Below are 18,840 nucleotides of genomic sequence, written 5' to 3'. Positions count from 1 at the left end.
CCTACAATCAGGAGGACCTGCGGGAAGAACTGGCGGCGCTGCTGGAAGCCGCCAAGGCCGAACCGTCGTCAGCGTCATCCTTCGCCCTGCCGGAAGCGCTTGCCAGGCAAGCCCATGTCGCTGCCAATGCCTTTGGGCGCATCAACACCCTGTACGAACAGATGCAGGCACAGAGCAGCACGGCCAGCATCGGCCTGTATGCCTGGTACGTCGCGCTGGGGCGGCAAGTGCTGCGCACCGCGACCCCCAACAGCATGGACCGCGCACTGCACCAGGGTTTGCGGCTGACCTTGTTCGCTTCGGTGCATGAAACGGCTGTCGATATTCGACTGAGTGAAGCTGCACGTAGCGGGCAGCCCATCAACCCACAACGCAGCGCAGGCCAGGTATCAAGGTACCTCGACCAGGCCTGGGCTGAAGGGTTGATGCAGGCCCGGAACAGTGACTTCTACAAAGTGCGTGTCTCCGGGCTGGTGTGCCTGCTGGAGGGGATGCTGATGGCCTTCAAAGCGCGCGAGCTGCCCGACAGTGATGCGCGCATCAAGACCGAACTCATGGCGGCCGCGATGACTACGGCTGCGGCGGGCTTCGAAGTTGGAGCCAGTTATGTGGACCAGGTGGTCGCGCGGTACGGCGCAAACAGTGTGACCGGAAAAGGGGCGGCCGTAACATTGGGGAGGTTGAAGCTGTGGGGCGCTAGCCTGGCGGGGATCGGGGGCGGAATGCTGGCATGGTGGGACTTTACTGACTGGCTTCAACATCTCCGAAGCGATCCAACCACGAAGCAGGGCAAGAGGAAATCGAGAATTTTGGCTACTGCTTACGCGCTCCGAGGAGTAGCTACCATAACGTTATCATTGGGTGAACTTGGAACCGCCATCGCCATCGCAAAGCCTTTATTCGATCACCTTGCAAACTCCAGCGCTAACAAAATAGTAAGACTTCTTAGTCAATCAATGTCAGGACTCGCAAAAAGACTGGGTACACAGGCAGCGAGGCTACTGCTCGTTCGTTTAGTTCTCGGCGCGTTCTGGATAGGGCTCGTTTTGACGGTGATCATTTACATCTTTGAAGATGACGCTTTGGAAAAGTGGTGCAAACGCAGCAGCTTCCGCGTGGGGAAAAATTCGGAGCCTTACAAAGAGCAAGAAGAATTGGTGGCACTACATGCCGCATTCAGCGAGGTTCTGTAATGTATTTGATTGAATGGGGGTTCTGGCAAATGGCAACCGAGTCAGAGACCGAACGAAAAGCGTACGAAGCTGAGTTAACACCTGCTGAGAAGCGTGCCGCCCAGGAATTTTACGAAGGGGATTTGGAAGAGGACATACACTTCCAAACTGTTAGCGAAAAACCCCACACACGCGGACCGATTTTCGCTTTCAACGAAACATTTATTGAAATGCGATGTGGTGGCTCAGAGGAAAAGCGCGGACTCATAACCATTGCAACGCTATGCGGAATCATGCCCATTATAGGTGTTACGACAATCTCCACATTGTATTTTCTCTGGGAAGACATAGCAGACCATGAGGCTCGATCACTTCTGATGGTGGCACTGACATTCATGATGGCACTCGTATCAGGTGCTACGATATTTTTTTACACAAAGTATGGAGTAAGCTTGACCCGACTGGAAATGCTGACCAGTCGGCATCTGCTCATTCGCTTCAATCGAATAACTCAACAGGTCCACCTCCACCGCCCCAGCTACTGTGGTGGCATCGTCACCTTCCCATGGAAAACGACCGGCAGCACGGGCATTCGCCCAGAAGATGATTCGCTAAGCGTTGGAGTACGACTTGGTCTAATCTGGCACCCCAGCCGCACCGGCCTGCCCCACATGGAAATGGCCCTGCTCGGCAAACAAGGCCAAGGCGGCAGCGAACTGCGTGATGAGTGGGAATTCATCCGCCGTTACATGGAAGAAGGCCCACACGCCGTCCCCCGCCCCCGCCTGAGCACCCAGCTACCCTCACCCATCCAGGCATTCAGCGCCCAGTTCGAAGGCCTTGGGCGTTTCTTCCGCAAGAGCAGCTGGCTGTTCAAGGTTGCGCTGCTGTTTGTCTGGCCCGCTTTCGTCATCATCGGCACCGGCCACTGGCTCAGCCTGCTGCTGTGCTGGCGACCGCGCTGGCCGAAGGTCATCCGCGAGGCCGGCCTGCCCGGCAAGCCAGTCCCTCCCGTGACAACACTGAGCGACTACCCACCAACAATCCAGGCACGCCTGCTCGCCAACGCCGACCGCTGGCAGCTCAAGCCCGGCAAACGGCCGACGAAAAAACCACGCAAGCGCTCTACACCTCAACAGGCCAACGAAAGTGACTGATCAAACTGCACCCGGCGCGCTGGTACATCTGCGACACTTTCACTTCATCGGCAGCCAGTTGCAGCACGATGCAAAGCCATCATCCCATGACCGCTTCCCGTAGTCCGCCCATGTAGTGCTCCAGGCGACTACGCAGCCAACGCTCGGCCGGGTCGCTGTCGGTTGTGCTCAACCAGACCATGGCCAACTCCAGTGCAGCAGTCTCGAACGGCAGCGTCTCCGCCTGCAGGTTGCCCCAGCGTTCCATACCCTGTGCGGCATAGTCCGGGCAACAGGCCAGCAGGTCGGTACCGGCCAGAATCGCCGGCAGCGAACTGAACTGCGGCACCGACAACACCACCTTGCGTTCACGGCCGATGTCTTTCAACCAGTCATCGACCACACCCTGGGTGTTGGCGGTTGGCGAAACCTGGACATGCGGACGTTGGCAAAACTCATCCAGTGAAAGCGGCGTGCTGGACTTGTCGGCCCGCACTACCCTGGCTTGCAGGGTGCGTAGCACCTTGCGTTTGGCATTGGCAGGCAGGCCCTTGGTCTGGCTGATACCCACCGTCACGTCGCCCGCCGCCAGCAGGTCCGGAATGCGCCAGTAGTCCACATGCTGCACGACCACCACCACGTTTGGCGCCTCCACCCGCAGCGCCCGCAACAGCGGCGGCAGCAGGCCCGACTCGACATCATCGGACAAGCCGATGCGGAAGGTCATCTTGCTGGTCAGCGGGTCGAAATCATGGGTCATGCTGAGGGCGACAGACATCGCATCCAAGGCTGGCGTGAGGTACTTGATCACCTCTTCGGCCCTGGCCGAGGGCTCCATGCGGTTGCCCACTCGAACCAGCAATGGGTCGTTGAACATCGCACGCAACCTGGCCAGCGCGGCGCTGACCGTGGGCTGGGCGACGAACAGCTTCTCCGCGGCACGGGTGAGGTTGCGCTCCTGCATCAGCGCTTCGAACACCACCATCAGGTTGATATCGGCTTTGCGCAGTTCGTTGCGGTTCATGGGCGCTCCCGGGCCGTGCTTGTTGTTAGGGTTCAATACCAGCATCGACATGCATCCTAGCCGAGTCGAAACCTGCACTGCACCCTATGCAATCGCCATTGCCCCCTACTGCGCGACCGGGGTAATCTTCCGCTCTCTTCCCTTCCGGCCTCCCCTGCCGTGCACCGCCCAGGCGTTGACTCGCGAAGCGGGCATTCATGATGCCGACACTTGCATGGCCGCCGCTCACTGGCGCGCCCATCCGCCATCAATACACTCAGGATGACACCATGATCATTCGCCAAGGCATCGCTGCAGACTACCCGCAGCTGCTCGACATCTGGCTGCGCGCTGTTCGCGCGACGCACCACTTCCTGCAACCCTCCGACATCGACGCACTGTTGCCACAGCTGCGCGACGTGTACTTCCCGGCCGTCGAGCTGTGGGTTGCGGTAGACACCGATGACCAGCCACTGGGCTTTATCGGCTTCAATGAAAACCATGTGGAAATGCTCTTCGTCGATCCAGCGCGCCACCGCCAGGGCATTGGCCGTGCATTGCTGGATTTCGGCCGCCAGTCACGCAGTGCGATGAGTGTCGATGTGAACGAGCAGAACCCACAGGCAACAGCGTTCTACCAGCACTATGGCTTCGTCCAGACTGGCCGTTCACCACTGGATGGCGAAGGTCGCCCGTTCCCCTTGCTGCACATGAGCCTGTCCACCCGGGCGTGAGCAGGAGGCACTGACCGCGATGGCCCGCAAAGCGAAGCCCCTACCGCCGTCCGACTGGGTCATCCGTAGTGCCCAACCGGGCGGTATCGAGCGTATCGAAGCCTGGTTCGGTAGCCACGGCTACGACCCGCATCGCCACGATACCTATTCGATCGGCCGTACGCTGGCCGGCGTGCAAAGCTTCCACTACAAGGGTTCGCTGCGCCACGGCATACCGGGCAACACGCTGGTGCTGCACCCGGACGAACTGCATGACGGCATGGCCGGCACCGACGCAGGCTTTCGCTACCGCATGGCCTACGTCGACCCGGCACTGATCCAGAACGTGCTGGGTGGTCAGCCTTTGCCCTTCATCGCTGGCGGGCTGTCCAGCGACCCGCGTCTGTACCACGCCAGCGAAGCGTTCGTACAGGCAGTGGACCACGCGCTGGAACCATTGGAAGAACAGGACGCCCTGTATGACCTGGCGATCGCCTTGCGGGCCGTCGGCGGCAAGCCGCGCGGGCGCAAGCGCCTGGATTACCAGGCAGCCGAACGCGCCCGAGCCTTCATCATGGAACACCTGCATGTGGGCATAACACTGGACATGCTGGAACAGGCCAGTGGCCGCGAACGCTGGAGCCTGTCGCGGGACTTTCGCACGCTGTACGGCACCAGCCCCTATCGCTTTGTCACCCTGCGCCGCCTCGACTGCTTGCGCCGAATGATCCTGGACGGCTTCACCTTGGTCGACGCCGCCCTTGCCGCAGGCTTTCATGACCAGAGCCACATGACCCGGCACTTCAGCCGCTGCTACGGCGTACCGCCCTTACGCTGGCTGGAGCGTTTGCGAGCGTCACGCTGAGAAACCGCAGGCGCCCGCGCACCCCGTGAGAACAGGCTTGCAGGATCGTACAAGAACCGGACTCGCCCGGAGCGATAGGCTGACCACTCCACTTTCCGAGGAACTGTCATGCCTGAATCCCGTCACCCACATCCCTCCCTGCCAGTGAACCTGGTCCACAAGGCAGCGCTTATCGAACAGCAATGGAGCCCCAGGGTCGTTGCCGAGATGAACGATTACCAGTTCAAGGTCGTGCGCATCGAAGGCGAATTCATCTGGCACGCGCACCCGGAGACCGACGAAGCATTCCTGGTGCTGGAAGGCACCCTGCGTATCGACCTGCCGGATGGCTGCGTGCATGTGAACCCCGGGGAACTCTATGTTGTGCCCCGCGGCGTCGAGCACCGGACCGCTGCGCAAGGCGAAGCGAAACTGATGATGATCGAACCGCGGGGCATTCTGAATACCGGTCATGAAGGGGGGAATCGCACAGCAGAGAGCGATGTCTGGATTTAACAACACTCACCACTTTCAAGCTGTAGTCGCTGACTTCACAGCAATAATTAACCAAAAAAATCGCCTTACAGCCATTTCTAATCATGGCAATTCGCTCGTAGCCCACACTTCGCAACCCGGCACAGGGTCGCCTCGATATAATTGGATCCAATAACGAGGATGGCCTGCATGCAAGCACTGGAAAGGGACTACGGACACGGCGATGAAGTGGCCAGCCACTGCCACGCCGAAGACCAGCTGATCTACGCCGCCAGCGGCGTGATGCGGGTCAGCAGCGAAGGCGGCAGCTGGGTGATCCCCGGCGGGCATGCCTTGTGGATGCCCGCCGGGGTCAGCCATGCCATCCGCATGGAAGGCGTGGTCTGCATGCGCACCTTGCTGCTCGACGCCCACATCGAACGCTGCCAGGTCATCGTCGTGTCCGGCCTGCTGCGCGAACTGATCCTGGCGGCGTCACGGGTGCTGAACCTGCGCGACGGTGCGCATGCTCGGGCGCTGATCCTGTACGAACTCGCCGCCGCCCGGCGCATCGATGCCTTCGTCCCGACGCCGCAGCACGCACGCCTGCGTGCCTGGTGCGAGCGCTTCCTGCAGGACCCGGCCCAGGACCTGACCCTGGAGCAATGCGGCGCACAACTGAACATGAGTGCCCGCAGTGTGGCCAGGCTGTTCCAGCGCGAGGTGGGCATGTCGTATGGCCAATGGCGCGCCCGTGCCCGGGTGATGCTCAGCCAGCAGTGCCTGGCCGATGGCAAGCCGATCCTGAACGTTGCGCTGGAGCACGGCTACCAGAGCGCCAGCGCCTTTACTGCCATGTTCAAGCGCATCCTCGGCTATGCGCCGAGTGATTGGCAAAACGGCACCGCGCGCGAGTACTGAGCCTCAGGTTGTCCTGCTTGCGCGCAGGGTTGTCCCGCTTGCGACAGCGACGCCCATGCAACCCTCGTTAACCTCTCATCACGACCTTTGAGCGACAATCGTGATGCCCTTACTGCACTCATTTCCCGGCCCTGCCCGGCTTGCCACAGCCCTCGGCATGCTTGCTGCACTCGCAGCGTGCGGCCACCAACCCACACCTGCCGAACCCGCTGTAGCGCTGCAGGCAGACCCGCTGGTGAACATGCCGGCCGGCGTCAGCAAACAGCCCCTGCCCGAACGCTGGTGGGCACTGTATCAAGACCCCCAACTCAATCGCTGGGTACAGCAAGCTCTGGCGCACAACCAAGGCCTGGCACAGGCCGAGGCCAACGTGCAGGCCATGCTGGCCGGCATCGGCGAGTTCGACGCCAGGCGCTGGCCGTCTACTGCGATGGGCGTTGCCGCTACCTATGGCAGGCGCGCCGATGACCAGACGCTGGCCGAGGCGACCGACAGCAACGCGCCGTCGCAATGGCAATTCAACCCGGGCATCGAACTGGCCTATCAGGTGGATATCTGGGGCCAGGTACGCGCCGCCATCCAACGTGCCAGGGTGCAAGCCGAAGCCAGCGCTGCGGCGCTAGACCTGGTACGCCTGCAGGTGGTCGCCCAGACCACCCGCGCCTACATCGACCAGTGCACCTACGCGGCGCGCCTGGAGGCAGCGAAGCAGGCCTTGCAAACCCTCGACCACAGCGTGCAACTCAGCCAGCGTCAGCGCCAGGCCGGTGTGGCCACTGCCCTCGACAGCGAGCGCCTGCTGGGCTTGCGGGAACAGGTGCGTGCGCAACTGCCGATGCTCTCAGCCCGGCGGCAGATGGCGATTTACGAACTGAGCATGCTCAGTGGCCAGGCCTCGGTGGCCGAGGCCACGACCTGCGTAGCCATCCCCACGCTGTCGGTGCCGCTGCCGGCTGGCGATGGCTGGCATTTGCTCGAACGCCGGCCAGATGTGCGCCAGGCCGAACGGGAACTGCAGGCGGCCACCCTGGAGACCGACATCGTGCGGGCCGACCTTTACCCAAAGGTCAGCTTCGGCGCTTCGTTGACGTCTTCGGACCATCACCTTGCCAACCTCGGCGACAGCCGCGCGGTGATGTTCGGCATTGGCCCGCTGATCCGCTGGGAGTTTCCCAACCTGAAAGCCAACCGCGCACGGGTGAGCAAGGCCGAGGCATTGCAGCGGGCGCAGGTCGCCCGTTACCGCGGCGTAGCGCTGAGCGCGCTGAAAGACGTGCGCCAGGCACTGGCCCGCTACGACGGCGAGCGACAACGGTTGCAGGCGCTGGACGCAGCCCTGGCGCACAGCGAGCACAGCTTTGCCCTGGCCCAGGGTAACTACCGTGCCGGCACCGTGGACGGGCTGGCCCTGCTCGACAGCGAGCGCGAAATGATCAGCCTGCGGGCCAACCACACAGAAGCCCGAGGGCGCCTGGCGCAAGCGCAGGTAAACCTGTTCCGCGCGCTGGGCGGGCGGTGGTAGCGAGAAGCAAGACCAACAGCGAGCACCGCCCACTGTAGGAGCGGGTTTACCCGCGAAGAATACACCGCGGTGGATGGCACGGGCTTCGCCCGTGTTCGCGGGCAAGCCCGCTCCCACACGCGCCAGCTTTTAGAAATTGAGCAAGACAGTGGCTCCCACAACCGACAGCCAGCAGGCCCAATTCGAGATTGGAAACCAACCATGAATGTTGCCGTAGACAAACCCTCACCCGCCGAAACTGAACAGCGGCCGAGCGCTAAAACCCGTCGCCGCCTGGCAGTCATCGCCAGCGGCAGCCTGGCCGCAATCACCCTGCTGGCCTTCACCAGCTACTGGTTCAGCACCGGCCGCTATCTGGAAACCACCGACGATGCCTACGTCCGCGCCGACTGGGTGGCGCTGAGCCCACGCGTGGCGGGTTACGTAGCCGAGGTCGAGGTGGCTGACGACCAGCCGGTGAAAGCCGGCGATGTGCTGGTGCGCCTGCAAAACCGCGACTACCGCGCCCGCCTCGACCAGGCCCGGGCTGGTGTGACCGAGGCACAGGCGGCACTGGCCGCCGCCCAGGCCAGCCAACAGGTAGCGACCGAGCGCATCGACCAGCAACAGCAAGCCATCCTGCAGGCCGAGGCCGTCGTGCGCAGCGCCAACGCCGAACAGCGTCGCAGTGAACTGGATGTCCAACGCTACCGTGGCCTGGTGCGTGACGACGCAGCGACCGTGCAGCGCCTGGAAACCGCCAGTGCCCATGCCAGCCAGGCACAAGCCGCGCTGCAAGGTGCCCAGGCCGCGCTGCGCCAGCAACGCTCACAACTGGCCATGGCCAAGGCCCGGTCAGCCCAGGCCGAGGCCGAACTGCAACAACGGGCAGCGGCCCTGGCACGCGCCCAGGCCCACCAGCAGCTCGCCGAGCAGGACGAACAGGACACCGTGATCCGCGCGCCGATCACTGGCGTGGTCGGCCAGCGCCGCGTGCGCACCGGCCAGTACGTGGTGCCGGGCCAGCCGCTGCTGGCTGTGGTGCCCCTGCAGCAAGCCTATGTGGTGGCCAACTACAAGGAAACCCAACTGGCCCGCATGCGCCCCGGGCAACCGGTAGAAATACGGGTCGACAGCTTTGCCAGCCAGCCACTGCATGGCCATGTGGCCAGTTTTTCGCCAGCCTCGGGCAATGTCTTCGCCTTGCTGCCGTCGGACAACGCCACCGGCAACTTCACCAAGATCGTCCAGCGTTTCCCGGTGCGCATTTTGCTCGACAAACCGCTGGATGGCCCGCAGGTACTGCCTGGCATGTCGGTGGTCAGTACAGTCGACACACGCCCCGCAGAGGTTGCCGATGCGCACTGAGCAAACGGTCTCGCTGCGCGCCTGGGTAGCGGTGCTTGGCGGCCTGTTCGGCTGCTTCATGGCGGGCATGAACGTGCATGTCACCAGCGCCGCACTGCCGGAAATCCGCGGCTCGCTGGGTGCCAGCTTCGAGGAAGGCTCATGGATCTCCACCGCCTACCTGGTGGCGGAAATCGTGATGATTCCGCTGACGGCCTGGTTGGTGGACGTGTTCTCGCTGCGCCGGGTCATGTGGACCGGCTCGCTCATCTTTCTGATCGCCTCGGTGGCCTGCTCATGGGCGCCCAACCTGGAGGCGATGATTGTAATCCGGGTGATTCAGGGGGCTGCGGGCGCGGTGCTGATTCCCCTATCGTTCCAGCTGATCATCACCGAACTGCCGGCCAGCAAGATGGCCATGGGCATGGCGCTGTTCAGCCTGGCCAACAGCGTGGCGCAGGCCGCTGGGCCGTCGATTGGCGGCTGGCTGACCGATGCCTATTCGTGGCGCTGGATCTTCTATCTGCAACTTTTCCCCGGCATTGCGCTGCTGTTGGCCATCGCCTGGTCGATCGAGGCCAAGCCGATGAAGCTCGAACTGTTACGCAAAGGTGATTGGCTGGGTATCGCGGCCATGGTGATCGGCCTGGGCGGCTTGCAGATCGTGCTGGAAGAAGGCGGTCGGCTGGACTGGTTCGGCTCGCCGCTCATCGTCGGCATGAGCGTGGTCGCCACCATTGCCTTGGTGGTGTTCGTGGTGACCCAGCTGTTCGGCCAGCGCGCGTTCATCAACCTGCGCTTGCTGGGGCACTACAACTTCGGCGTTGCCAGCGTGGCGATGTTCATCTTTGGCGCTGCCACGTTCGGCCTGGTGTTCCTGGTGCCCAACTACCTCTCGCAGTTGCAGGGGTTCAGCGCGCACGACGTGGGCGTGGCGCTGATCGCCTATGGCGTGGTGCAGTTGCTGCTGGCGCCGTTGATGCCCCGGCTGATGGGCTGGACCAGTGCCAAGTTCATGGTCGCCAGCGGCTTTTTGATCATGGCGCTGGGCTGCTGGCTGGGGGCTAGCCTGAGCGCCGACAGTGCCGACAACGTGATCATCCCGTCCACGGTGGTGCGTGGTATTGGCCAGCCTTTCATCATGGTTGCGTTATCGGTGCTGGCGGTGGCCGGGCTGGACAAGCGTGAAGCCGGCTCAGCCTCGGCGGTGTTTTCGATGTTGCGCAACCTGGGTGGCGCCATCGGCACGGCCGGGTTGACGCAACTGGTGGCGACCCGTGAACGCTTTCACAGTGAGCGCATTCACGAGCAGGTGACGCTGTTCGAGCCAAGCGTGCAGGCGCGCATCAACCAGACGGTGCAAAGCTGGCTGCCGCATCAGCAGCAAATGCTGGAAGCGTTGGCGGCGACCATTCGGCGAGAGGCTTACCTGATGGCCTACAGTGATGCGTTCTACCTGGCGTGCCTGGCATTGGTCGGGTGTGCCCTGGCAGCGCTGCTGCTGCGGGCCAGGCAGCAGCATTGACCTCTGTGGGCGGCCGGAGCGTTCGGCATTCGGCCGCTGTTACACTGTCAACCGATGAAACTGGCGAGCCCGAGCAAAGGTATGAACCCAACGCGCTACTCCACCGTGGCAAAGGACTTGATGCAAGCGATTGCCAGCGGCCGCTACCCGGTGGGCAGCCTGCTGCCGACCGAGTTCGAGCTGTGCGACCTTTACAATGTGAGCCGGCACACGGTGCGTGCCGCTATCGACCAGTTGCTCACCCAAGGGCTGGTGTCGCGGCGCAAGCGCGTGGGCACCCGGGTGGAGGCCAGCAGCCCACGCGGCGGCTATTCGCAGTCGTTGGCCAGCGTAGCTGAGCTGGCGCACCTGGCAGACACCCAGCAGCGGGAAATCCAGGGCGTGCGCCACTTTGTCGCCGACCTGGGCGAGGCGGCGAGGCTGGGGCTGGTGCCGGGGGAGCATTACTTCTGCGTGTCGAGCATCCGCGTCGACCGGCAGCACGATGATGCGCCGCTGTGCTGGACCGACGTGTATGCACAGCGCGACTACACCGCGGTCATCGAGCTGGCCCGCGAGCACCCTGACCAGCTGGTTGCCGGGTTGATCGAACAGCACTATGGCCGGGCAATCGCAGTGGTCGACCAGCAGGTGCGCGCGGTGTTGCTGACAGCGGAAATGGCCCGGGTGCTGAAGGCCGAGGCGGGCTCGCCGGGGCTGAAGATCATCCGCCACTACCGCGAGGAAAATGGTGATTTGATGGCGGTTTCCGAGACCGTGCACCCGGATGACCGCTTTACCTTGGTCACCCAGATGCGCCGCGACCGCTCCCCCGCCTGAACCCGCTCGTACAGGGATGGTGCAACTTTCAGCCAATGAACAGACCGTTGCCCCTAAAGCGCCCCCAGTTGCCTTTCAGCTTCGACCAACTGCCTCGCCCGCGCCGTGCTCACCCGGTGATCGCGTGCCAGCCAGGCGTAGATCGTCGGTAGCACGAACAAGGTGAACAAGGTCCCCACCAGCATCCCGCACACAATCACCACCCCCAACCCGAAACGGCTGTTGGCGCCGGCGCCGCTGGCGAACAGCAGTGGCAGCACGCCAAAAGTCATCGCCGCCGTGGTCATCAGCACTGGCCGCAAGCGTATTTGCGCCGCACGAACAATGGCGGCGGCACGATCGAGGTTGTCGCGCACCTGAATCTCGTTGGCGAACGCCACCATCAGGATGCCATGCTTGCTGATCAGGCCGATCAGCGTCACCAGGCCAATCTGCGTGTAGATGTTCAGCGTGGCCCAGCCCAGCGCCAGCGGCAGCAGCGCACCGCAGATCGACAGCGGCACGGTCACCAGAATGATCAGGGGGTCGACCAGGCTTTCGTACTGCGCCGCCAGCACCAGGTAGATCACCACCAGGGCGGCGAGAAATGCCCACATCAAGGCAAAGCCCTCCTGCACATACTGGCGCGATTCCGATTGCCAGTCGTGGCTGAAGCCCGGTGGCAGCTCGGCGGTGAGCTGTTCCAGAAATGCCACGGCGTTGCCCATCGATACACCCGGGGCCGGGATCGCCTGCAGGGTACTGGCGTTCTGCTGATCGAACTGCAACAGGCGGTTGGGTGCCACTTCGATATCCAGGCGCACCAACGTGGCCAGCGGCACCAGGCTGCCATCCTCGGCGCGCACATACTGGCGGCTCAGCGCCGCAGGCGTCAGGCGTTGGTCCTGGATACTCTGCGGGATCACGTCATAAGAACGCCCGAACAGGGCGAAGCGGTTGAGGTACTGCTCGCCCACCAGTACGCCCAGCGACTCACCAATGGCCTGCATGCTGATACCCAGGCTCGCCGCCTTGGCCCGGTCCACGCGTACCTTGACCACCGGGTTGTTGTAGTCGAGGTCGCTGTCCACCACGGCGAACAGGCCGCTGTCGCGGGCGCGTTGCTTGAGCACTTCCATGGTCTGGAACAGCTCGGGGTAATCCTGGGCGCTGCGCAGCACCATCTGCACCGGCAGGCCACCGCTGGAGCCCGGCAGCGACGCGACCTGGAAGGCGAAGATGCTGCTGCCCTCGATATCCGCAACGGCCTGCTGCAACTGCGCCTGCACCTGTGCGGCGGAACGCTCGCGCGCCTGCCAGGCGCTGAGGTTGATGCCACCGAAACTGGCGGCCGGGCCGTCGGTGCCGTTGATGATCCAGGTGTCGGTGGTTTCGGCAATGGACTTCATCACCTGGTCGAGCTTCAGCGCAAAGCGTTCTGCGTATTCGAGGCTGGCATGCTGCGGCGACTTGATGGCGGTCAGCACCGCCGCCTGGTCCTCGGGTGGCGCCAGCTCGCGCTGTGGCAGCAGGTACAGCCAGGGCAGGCTCAGGCACACCAGCAACGCCACGCCGCCACTGATCCAGCGGTGTGCCAGTGTGTAGGCCAGCACCCGTCCATAGGCCCCGCTCAGCGCACCAAACAACCGATCGGCGATAGCGGCCATTGCGCCATGCTGCTGACCGGGTTGCAGCAACAGCGAGCTCATCACCGGCGACAAGGTCAGCGCCACAATGCCGGACACGATCACCGCCCCCGCCAGGGTCAAGGCAAACTCACGGAACAGCGTGCCGGTCAGTCCGCCCATCAAGCCAATGGGCGCATACACCGCCGCCAGGGTCAGGGTCATGGCGATCACCGGCCCGGCAATTTCCCGCGCCCCGGCCAATGCTGCCGCGACCGGCGACTTGCCCTCCTCGATATGCCGGTGCACGTTTTCCACCACCACAATGGCATCGTCCACCACCAGGCCGATGGCCAGCACCATCGCCAGCAAGGTCAGCAGGTTGAGGCTGAAACCGAACATCAACATCAGGCCCGCGGCCCCCAGCATCGACAGCGGAATGGCCACCACCGCGATCAGCACGCTGCGCAGCGAACCCAGGCACAGCCAGATCACCAACACCACGATCAGCATCGCCTCCACCAAGGTGCGCAGCACTTCATGGATCGACGCATCGATGAAGCGTGCGGTTTCATAGGCCAGCGCCACTTTCACGCCAGGCGGCAAGGTCTGCTGGATCTGTGGCAGCAGTTGGCGAATTCCCTCGACGATCACCAGAGGGTTGCCGCTGGGCGTGGGGAACAGCCCCAGGTGCACGGCAGGTTTGCCGTCCATGGTGGCGCTGGTCTGCGTGGCCGCCGCACTCAGCTCGACGGTGCCGATATCGCGCAGGCGCACCAGGTCGGTGCCATCGTTGCGGATGATCAGCTCACGGAAGTCTTCGACCCGGGTCAGGTCGGTGTCCACCTGGATATCGGCCAGCACGTACTGCCCGCGCACCTGGCCCGGCGTTGCCTGGTAGTTGTTGGCACGTACTGCCTGCGCCACGTCCGCCGCCGTCACCCCGCGCCCGGCCATCTGTTCACTGTCCAGCCACAGGCGCATGGCCAGGCGCTGCCCGCCGAACGACTGCACCTTGGCCACGCCGTCGATACCGGAGAACTGCGGTTCCACCACCCGCGACAGGTAATCGCTCAGTTCCGGTATCGACAGGCTGTCGCTGGCAAACCCCACATAGGCCACGGCAGTGGAGTCGCCTGCCGACAGCTCCACCACCGGGTCGTAGGCTTTTTCCGGCAGGCGATAGCGCACCTGGTTGACCTTGGCCATGGTTTCGGCCAGCGCCTGGGTCGAATCGCGGTTGAGCACCATGCGCAAGGTGATCAGGCTGCGCCCCTGCTGCGACGACGAGGACAGGTAGTCGATGCCCTCGACCGACGACACCGCCTGGGTGATCGGCTGCGTCACGAAACCCTGCATCAACTCGGCAGAGGCACCGGGGTACTCGGTGCTGATGGTAATGGTCGAGCTTTCCAGCAACGGGTACTGGCGGATCGGCAACTTGCCCATGGCAAACAGCCCCATCAGGATGATCAGGCTGCTGACCACCAGCGCCAGCACCGGGCGGCGCACGAAGACGTCGGTAAACCTCACGACTGCCGCCCTCCCTGGCTGGCCTGCAGGCTGTCCTGCGCCACTGGCTCGACCGGCATGCCATCACTCAGTTTCAGCTGGCCGGAAACCACCACACGATCACCGGGCGTCAGGCCGGAGGTGATTTCCACCCGCCCCTGCCAGCGCTCACCGGTGGTTACCTGCACCCGGCTCACCCGGGTGCCATGCTGCGGGTCCTGGGTCGCGACAAACACCGTCTGCCCGTAGGCGGTGTAGGTGATCGCGGTTTCCGGCACGGCCAGCACGGTCGACGGCTGCGCGGCATCCAGCCGCACGCCGGCGTACATACCCGGCTGCAACTGCCCTTGCGGGTTCGGCAAGGCCGCCTGTACCTGCACAAGGCGTGCTTTGCTGACCACCGGGTCGACCGCCACCACCCGGGCCTGGAAGTCTTGCCCACGCACCGCGTCCACCGTCAGTGCCAGCACTTGCCCGGCGTGCACTTCGGGGGCGGCCTGCTCGCCCAAGGCGAAGTTCACATGCAACTGGCTGATGTCGGCCAGGCTGACGATGGTCTCGCCAGCGGCCAGGTACTGGCCCTGATGCACACGGCGGATGCCGAGCTTGCCGGCAAACGGTGCGCGAATGGCCTTCTGCGCGATCAGCGCCTCGACATGCTGCAGCTCACCACGGGCCACGTCCACGGCAGTGGCGGCGTTGTCCAGCAGCTCTTGCGACACGGCATTCATCGCGCGCAGTTTGCGGCTGCGCTGCAGCACCACGTCAGCGTTACGCAACCTGGCCTGCAACTGCACGCGCAGGGCCTGTTCGGGCGCGTCGTTGAGCTGCACCAGCAACTGCCCGGCTGCTACTGTCTGACCCGATTCGAAGGCGATGCGGGTAATACGCCCTGCCATCTCGGCCGCCACCTGCACCTGGTTGACCGCCTCCAACTCCCCCGAAGCAAAGCGCTGCCGCGCCAGTTGTACCTGCTCGGCCGTGGCAAGCGCCACCTTGGTCGCCGGCCACACCGCCGCAGCGGGCGGCGCCGAGCCGCTTCCCACCAGCGCATAGGCAGCGGCCAGCGCACCGGCAACAGCGCCGGCCCAGGCCAGTAACGTCCGTTTGTTCATGCACAGCTCCGATCACAGGGAAAGCGGTTGCAGGGAAGATCGGGCAGGACTATAAGAGCTCAACTTTACTTGAGGTCAACAGGCATGGCAGCGGACAACACACGGATGCTCACAGTGGGTGAAGTGGCCAAGCGCAGCGGCGTGGCGGTATCTGCGCTGCACTTCTACGAAACCAAGGGGCTGATCGCCAGCGTCCGCACGGCAGGCAACCAGCGCCGCTATCCCTCGCTGGTGCTGCGTACCCTGGCGATCATCAAGGTAGCCCAGCGCACGGGAATTCCGCTTGAGGAAATCAAACAGGCCTTCAGCCGTTATGCCCCCAACAGCAAGCTCACGGCCGCACAATGGAGCGAGATGTCCACGGCCTGGCGCGAAGACCTGAATGCCCGCATTCGCACACTGGAAGCACTGCGCGACAGCCTCGACAACTGCATTGGCTGCGGTTGCCTGTCGCTGGAGGACTGCCCGCTGCGCAACCCCGAGGATGTGCTGGGCAAGGAAGGGACCGGGGCGCGGATCCTCGAAAAGAAGGCGCGCTAACCTCGCGCGCTCATGCCAGGTGCGACCCTTTGCCGGCGCGCATGACCTGCAGGTGACAAACAGTCGCTTTGAACCATTGCGACGATTCACCGCCCTAACCCTGTGCTGTTAACCCAAAGCCGCTCACAGGAAGGAACTAAGCCATCATGAAACGCGAACAGATCGAAGGTGTAGCAGAGGACCTGGCTGGCAAGGCGCAAAGCGCCGTAGGTCGCCTGGTCGAAGACCCGGCGCTGGAAGCCGAAGGCGATGCGCGTCAGGCCGCAGGCCAGGTGACCAAGACCTACGGCGACACCCTGGACACGGTGTCCTCGTTCGTCAAGGAAAAGCCCTTCGCCGCACTGGCCATCACCGCCGCCGTCACACTGGTGGTCTCTCGCCTGCTGCGCCGCTGAACCACGGCGCCTCAGGCGGTTCAGGGCCGGATATCTTGTCCGGCCTGCGCCATCACCAGATGGCGATATCGTAGGTCAGGTAAAGGCGATTGCTGTCTCGGCCGCGGGCGAAATCTGATCGATACACGTAGTTTCGCAGCTTTACGCCCAGCCCTTTCAGCGGTCCGCCCTGCACCACGTAGGCAATCTCGGCGTCACGCTCCCATTCTTTGATGCCCTCGCTACCTGAACGGCCATTGTCGCCACTCAGGTAGCGCGTCATGAAGGTCAGCCCCGGTACCCCGGCGGCAGCGAAGTTGTAGGCATAGCTGGCCATCCAGGTCTTCTCTTCCTCCTCGATGAACTTGCCGATGCCGACGTTGCTGAACGAATAGACCGTTGCCCCACTGATATACGGCAGCCCCGCTTCACCATCGAGCACCTGGTAACCTGCGCCGACGGTATGCCCGGAGTGGGCGTACGACAGTTGGCCGCTGAACATGTCGTTGTCGATGCCACCGCCATACGCCGTACCGCTGTCGCGGCTTTTGAAGTAACGCAGGTCGGTGGTCAGCACGCCGCCGCCCAGCGGCAGGTCATGCACCAGCCCGGCGAAGTCCTGCCGGTAGAAATGCTCGAGCTCGCCATGGAAATAACTCAGGCGCAGTTGCTTGCTGACGGCGTAGTCAGCACCGGCGAAGCTGAAGTCGCCAGACGCTGGGCCGCCATACCCGTCCAGGTACAACCCGGTGCTATCAGATGAGTCGCGCTGTTTGAAGCGATCCAGGTGGCCGGCGGTAAGGGTGAGGTTGTCGATGTCGGTGCTGGTCAGCTGGGTTCCCTGGTAAGTCTGCGGCAGCAGGCGTGCATCGTTGTACACCAGTACCGGCGTCTTGGGCAGCAAGGTGCCATGCTTGACCACGGTACTGCCCAGGCGGGCTTTGGCCGTGATACCGGCGCTGGCGAATTCGTCGGCCGCGCGGCCATCGTCATGCACTGGCAGCAGCCCTGTGCCGCTGCGCCCACGGCCGGAGTCGAGCTTGAAGCCGACCAGGCCCAAGGCGTCGAGACCCAGGCCGAGGGTGCCTTGGGTGAAGCCGGACTGGTAATCGAGCAGAAAGCCTTGAGCCCATTCCACCCGTTCGCTTTTGGCAGTGGCGGCGGCGCGGGCGCTCATACCCTGCTCGTCACGGAAATTCTCGTTGAAATACACGTTGCGCAACTGCAGCTTGAGCTTGCTGTCTTCGATGAAACCGGCGGCACCGGCCACAGGCAGCCAGCCGCACAGCAGGCCACAAGTGGCCCCACGGAAAAGAAATCGGGACATGATGGTTACTCTGTTGTTGTTCTTGGGTGAGTCAGAGGGGCGCCGAGCGGCGCCCTGGGTGCTTCAAACCATGAAGGACAAGGCGCCCGTCAGCAGTGCCAGCGCAGTGATCACCAGAGAGGTGAGCACGGCCCACTTGAAGGTGGCTTTCTGGAAATCACCGATATCGCGGTCGACCATGCCCACCAGCAGCAGGGTCGAGGCCACCAGCGGGCTCATGAGGTGAACCGGCTGGCCAAGCACCGAAGCGCGGGCAATTTCCACCGGGTCGATGCCGTACGCGGCCGCGGCATTGGCCAGGATCGGCACAACGCCGAAGTAGTACGCGTCGTTGGACAGCACGAAGGTCAGCGGCATGCTGGTCAGCGCCACCACCAGCGGAAACCAGTGGCTCCACGCTTCCGGAATCCAGTCCACCAGCGTCTGGGCCAATGCATCGACCATCTTGGTACCCGAGAAGATACCGGCAAAGATGCCCGCGGCGAACACCAGCAGCACCACGGTCATGGCGTTGCCCGAATGGGCGAGAATGCGCTCTTTCTGCAGGTCCAGCTGCGGGTAGTTGATCATCAGTGCGGCGACGAAACCAATCATGAACAGGATGGCCGCGTGCATCAGCCCCAGCACCAGCGCGGTCATCACGGCGATCACCAGCACCAGGTTCACATAGGCAAGGCGCGGGCGCTTGTGCGGGTTGTCGCCGAGGATTTCCTTGATGTAGCAGTTGCCGCCACCGGACTCCAGGGCAATATTGCCGATACGCCGGCGCTCGGCACGGCCCAGCAGGTAGGCGGTGAACACGACCCACGCCGCCCCACCGATGACGGTGGGCAACATCGGAATGAAGTATTCGGTCGCATCCAGACCGAGCGCGGCAATGGCACGGGTGGCGGGACCACCCCACGGGCTCATA

General features: G+C 63.4%; 16 protein-coding genes and 1 pseudogene. 12 read left to right on the top strand and 5 right to left on the bottom strand.

Going from position 1 to position 18,840, the window contains the following annotated elements; genetic code table 11:
* A pseudogene (locus tag N5D53_RS26240) lies at positions 1-1,193 on the top strand (hypothetical protein); the annotation flags it as partial.
* Positions 1,193-2,329 carry a DUF6708 domain-containing protein gene (locus N5D53_RS26235; protein ID WP_190870121.1) on the top strand — a complete coding sequence of 379 codons (1,137 nt, stop codon included), beginning with the start codon at positions 1,193-1,195 and terminating at the stop codon, positions 2,327-2,329. The pseudogene N5D53_RS26240 and the gene N5D53_RS26235, both read left to right, overlap by 1 nt.
* Positions 2,330-2,408: 79 nt before the next feature.
* Here the strand turns inward: N5D53_RS26235 and N5D53_RS26230 are convergent, their stop codons facing one another.
* Entirely contained in the window at positions 2,409-3,377 is a 969-nt protein-coding gene (locus N5D53_RS26230; protein WP_104962232.1) for a LysR family transcriptional regulator, read from the bottom strand.
* 224 nt (positions 3,378-3,601) lie between these two features.
* Between N5D53_RS26230 and N5D53_RS26225 the strand changes: the two genes are divergently transcribed.
* From N5D53_RS26225 to N5D53_RS26190, 8 genes are all read left to right on the top strand, one after another.
* The gene (locus tag N5D53_RS26225) at positions 3,602-4,045 is read left to right on the top strand and encodes an acetyltransferase (protein ID WP_104962233.1); all 444 of its coding nucleotides are present in this window, start codon (positions 3,602-3,604) and stop codon (positions 4,043-4,045) included.
* 19 nt (positions 4,046-4,064) lie between these two features.
* The gene (locus N5D53_RS26220) at positions 4,065-4,889 is read left to right on the top strand and encodes an AraC family transcriptional regulator (RefSeq protein WP_104887280.1); all 825 of its coding nucleotides are present in this window, start codon (positions 4,065-4,067) and stop codon (positions 4,887-4,889) included.
* Positions 4,890-4,997: 108 nt separating this feature from the next.
* A complete protein-coding gene (locus tag N5D53_RS26215) occupies positions 4,998-5,384 on the top strand; it encodes a cupin domain-containing protein (protein ID WP_010953073.1) in 387 nt (128 codons plus the stop codon).
* A 168-nt stretch (positions 5,385-5,552) separates the two neighbouring features.
* Positions 5,553-6,263 (top strand): helix-turn-helix transcriptional regulator, encoded by a 711-nt coding sequence (locus N5D53_RS26210; RefSeq protein WP_104962234.1) that lies wholly within the window; start codon positions 5,553-5,555, stop codon positions 6,261-6,263.
* Between the two features lie 103 nt (positions 6,264-6,366).
* Entirely contained in the window at positions 6,367-7,785 is a 1,419-nt protein-coding gene (locus N5D53_RS26205) for a TolC family protein (protein WP_104962235.1), read from the top strand.
* Positions 7,786-7,986: 201 nt separating this feature from the next.
* The gene (locus N5D53_RS26200; RefSeq protein ID WP_104962236.1) at positions 7,987-9,132 is read left to right on the top strand and encodes an HlyD family secretion protein; all 1,146 of its coding nucleotides are present in this window, start codon (positions 7,987-7,989) and stop codon (positions 9,130-9,132) included.
* On the top strand, positions 9,122-10,636 hold the full coding sequence (locus N5D53_RS26195) for a DHA2 family efflux MFS transporter permease subunit (protein WP_176684446.1): 1,515 nt from the start codon (positions 9,122-9,124) through the stop codon (positions 10,634-10,636). The genes N5D53_RS26200 and N5D53_RS26195 overlap by 11 nt, the downstream gene beginning before the upstream one ends.
* Before the next feature lie 81 nt (positions 10,637-10,717).
* A complete protein-coding gene (locus N5D53_RS26190) occupies positions 10,718-11,455 on the top strand; it encodes a GntR family transcriptional regulator (RefSeq protein ID WP_190870120.1) in 738 nt (245 codons plus the stop codon).
* A 53-nt stretch (positions 11,456-11,508) separates the two neighbouring features.
* Here N5D53_RS26190 and N5D53_RS26185 read toward each other — a convergent pair whose 3' ends face one another.
* Both N5D53_RS26185 and N5D53_RS26180 read right to left on the bottom strand, forming a co-directional pair.
* The gene (locus N5D53_RS26185; RefSeq protein ID WP_190870119.1) at positions 11,509-14,592 is read right to left on the bottom strand and encodes a MexW/MexI family multidrug efflux RND transporter permease subunit; all 3,084 of its coding nucleotides are present in this window, start codon (positions 14,590-14,592) and stop codon (positions 11,509-11,511) included.
* Positions 14,589-15,686 (bottom strand): efflux RND transporter periplasmic adaptor subunit, encoded by a 1,098-nt coding sequence (locus N5D53_RS26180; RefSeq protein WP_064491000.1) that lies wholly within the window; start codon positions 15,684-15,686, stop codon positions 14,589-14,591. Before N5D53_RS26180 ends, N5D53_RS26185 begins: the two co-directional genes overlap by 4 nt.
* Before the next feature lie 84 nt (positions 15,687-15,770).
* Here N5D53_RS26180 and soxR point away from each other — a divergent pair, with 84 nt between their 5' ends.
* Both soxR and N5D53_RS26170 read left to right on the top strand, forming a co-directional pair.
* The gene (soxR, locus tag N5D53_RS26175) at positions 15,771-16,226 is read left to right on the top strand and encodes a redox-sensitive transcriptional activator SoxR (RefSeq protein ID WP_003247276.1); all 456 of its coding nucleotides are present in this window, start codon (positions 15,771-15,773) and stop codon (positions 16,224-16,226) included.
* Between the two features lie 146 nt (positions 16,227-16,372).
* Positions 16,373-16,621 (top strand): CsbD family protein, encoded by a 249-nt coding sequence (locus N5D53_RS26170; RefSeq protein WP_003247275.1) that lies wholly within the window; start codon positions 16,373-16,375, stop codon positions 16,619-16,621.
* A 52-nt stretch (positions 16,622-16,673) separates the two neighbouring features.
* Here the strand turns inward: N5D53_RS26170 and N5D53_RS26165 are convergent, their stop codons facing one another.
* Together N5D53_RS26165 and N5D53_RS26160 are read right to left on the bottom strand one after the other, a co-directional pair.
* The gene (locus N5D53_RS26165; RefSeq protein WP_020193320.1) at positions 16,674-17,927 is read right to left on the bottom strand and encodes an OprD family porin; all 1,254 of its coding nucleotides are present in this window, start codon (positions 17,925-17,927) and stop codon (positions 16,674-16,676) included.
* A gap of 63 nt (positions 17,928-17,990) precedes the next feature.
* Positions 17,991-18,840: citrate:proton symporter (locus N5D53_RS26160; RefSeq protein ID WP_279841047.1), on the bottom strand; the 850-nt coding region annotated here is incomplete at its 5' end.

The sequence above is a fragment of the Pseudomonas sp. GD03862 genome (assembly GCF_029840855.1).
Lineage (GTDB): Bacteria > Pseudomonadota > Gammaproteobacteria > Pseudomonadales > Pseudomonadaceae > Aquipseudomonas > Aquipseudomonas alloputida.
Note: the sequence above shows the minus strand (reverse complement) of the source record. Positions and strands in the feature narration are given on the sequence as shown.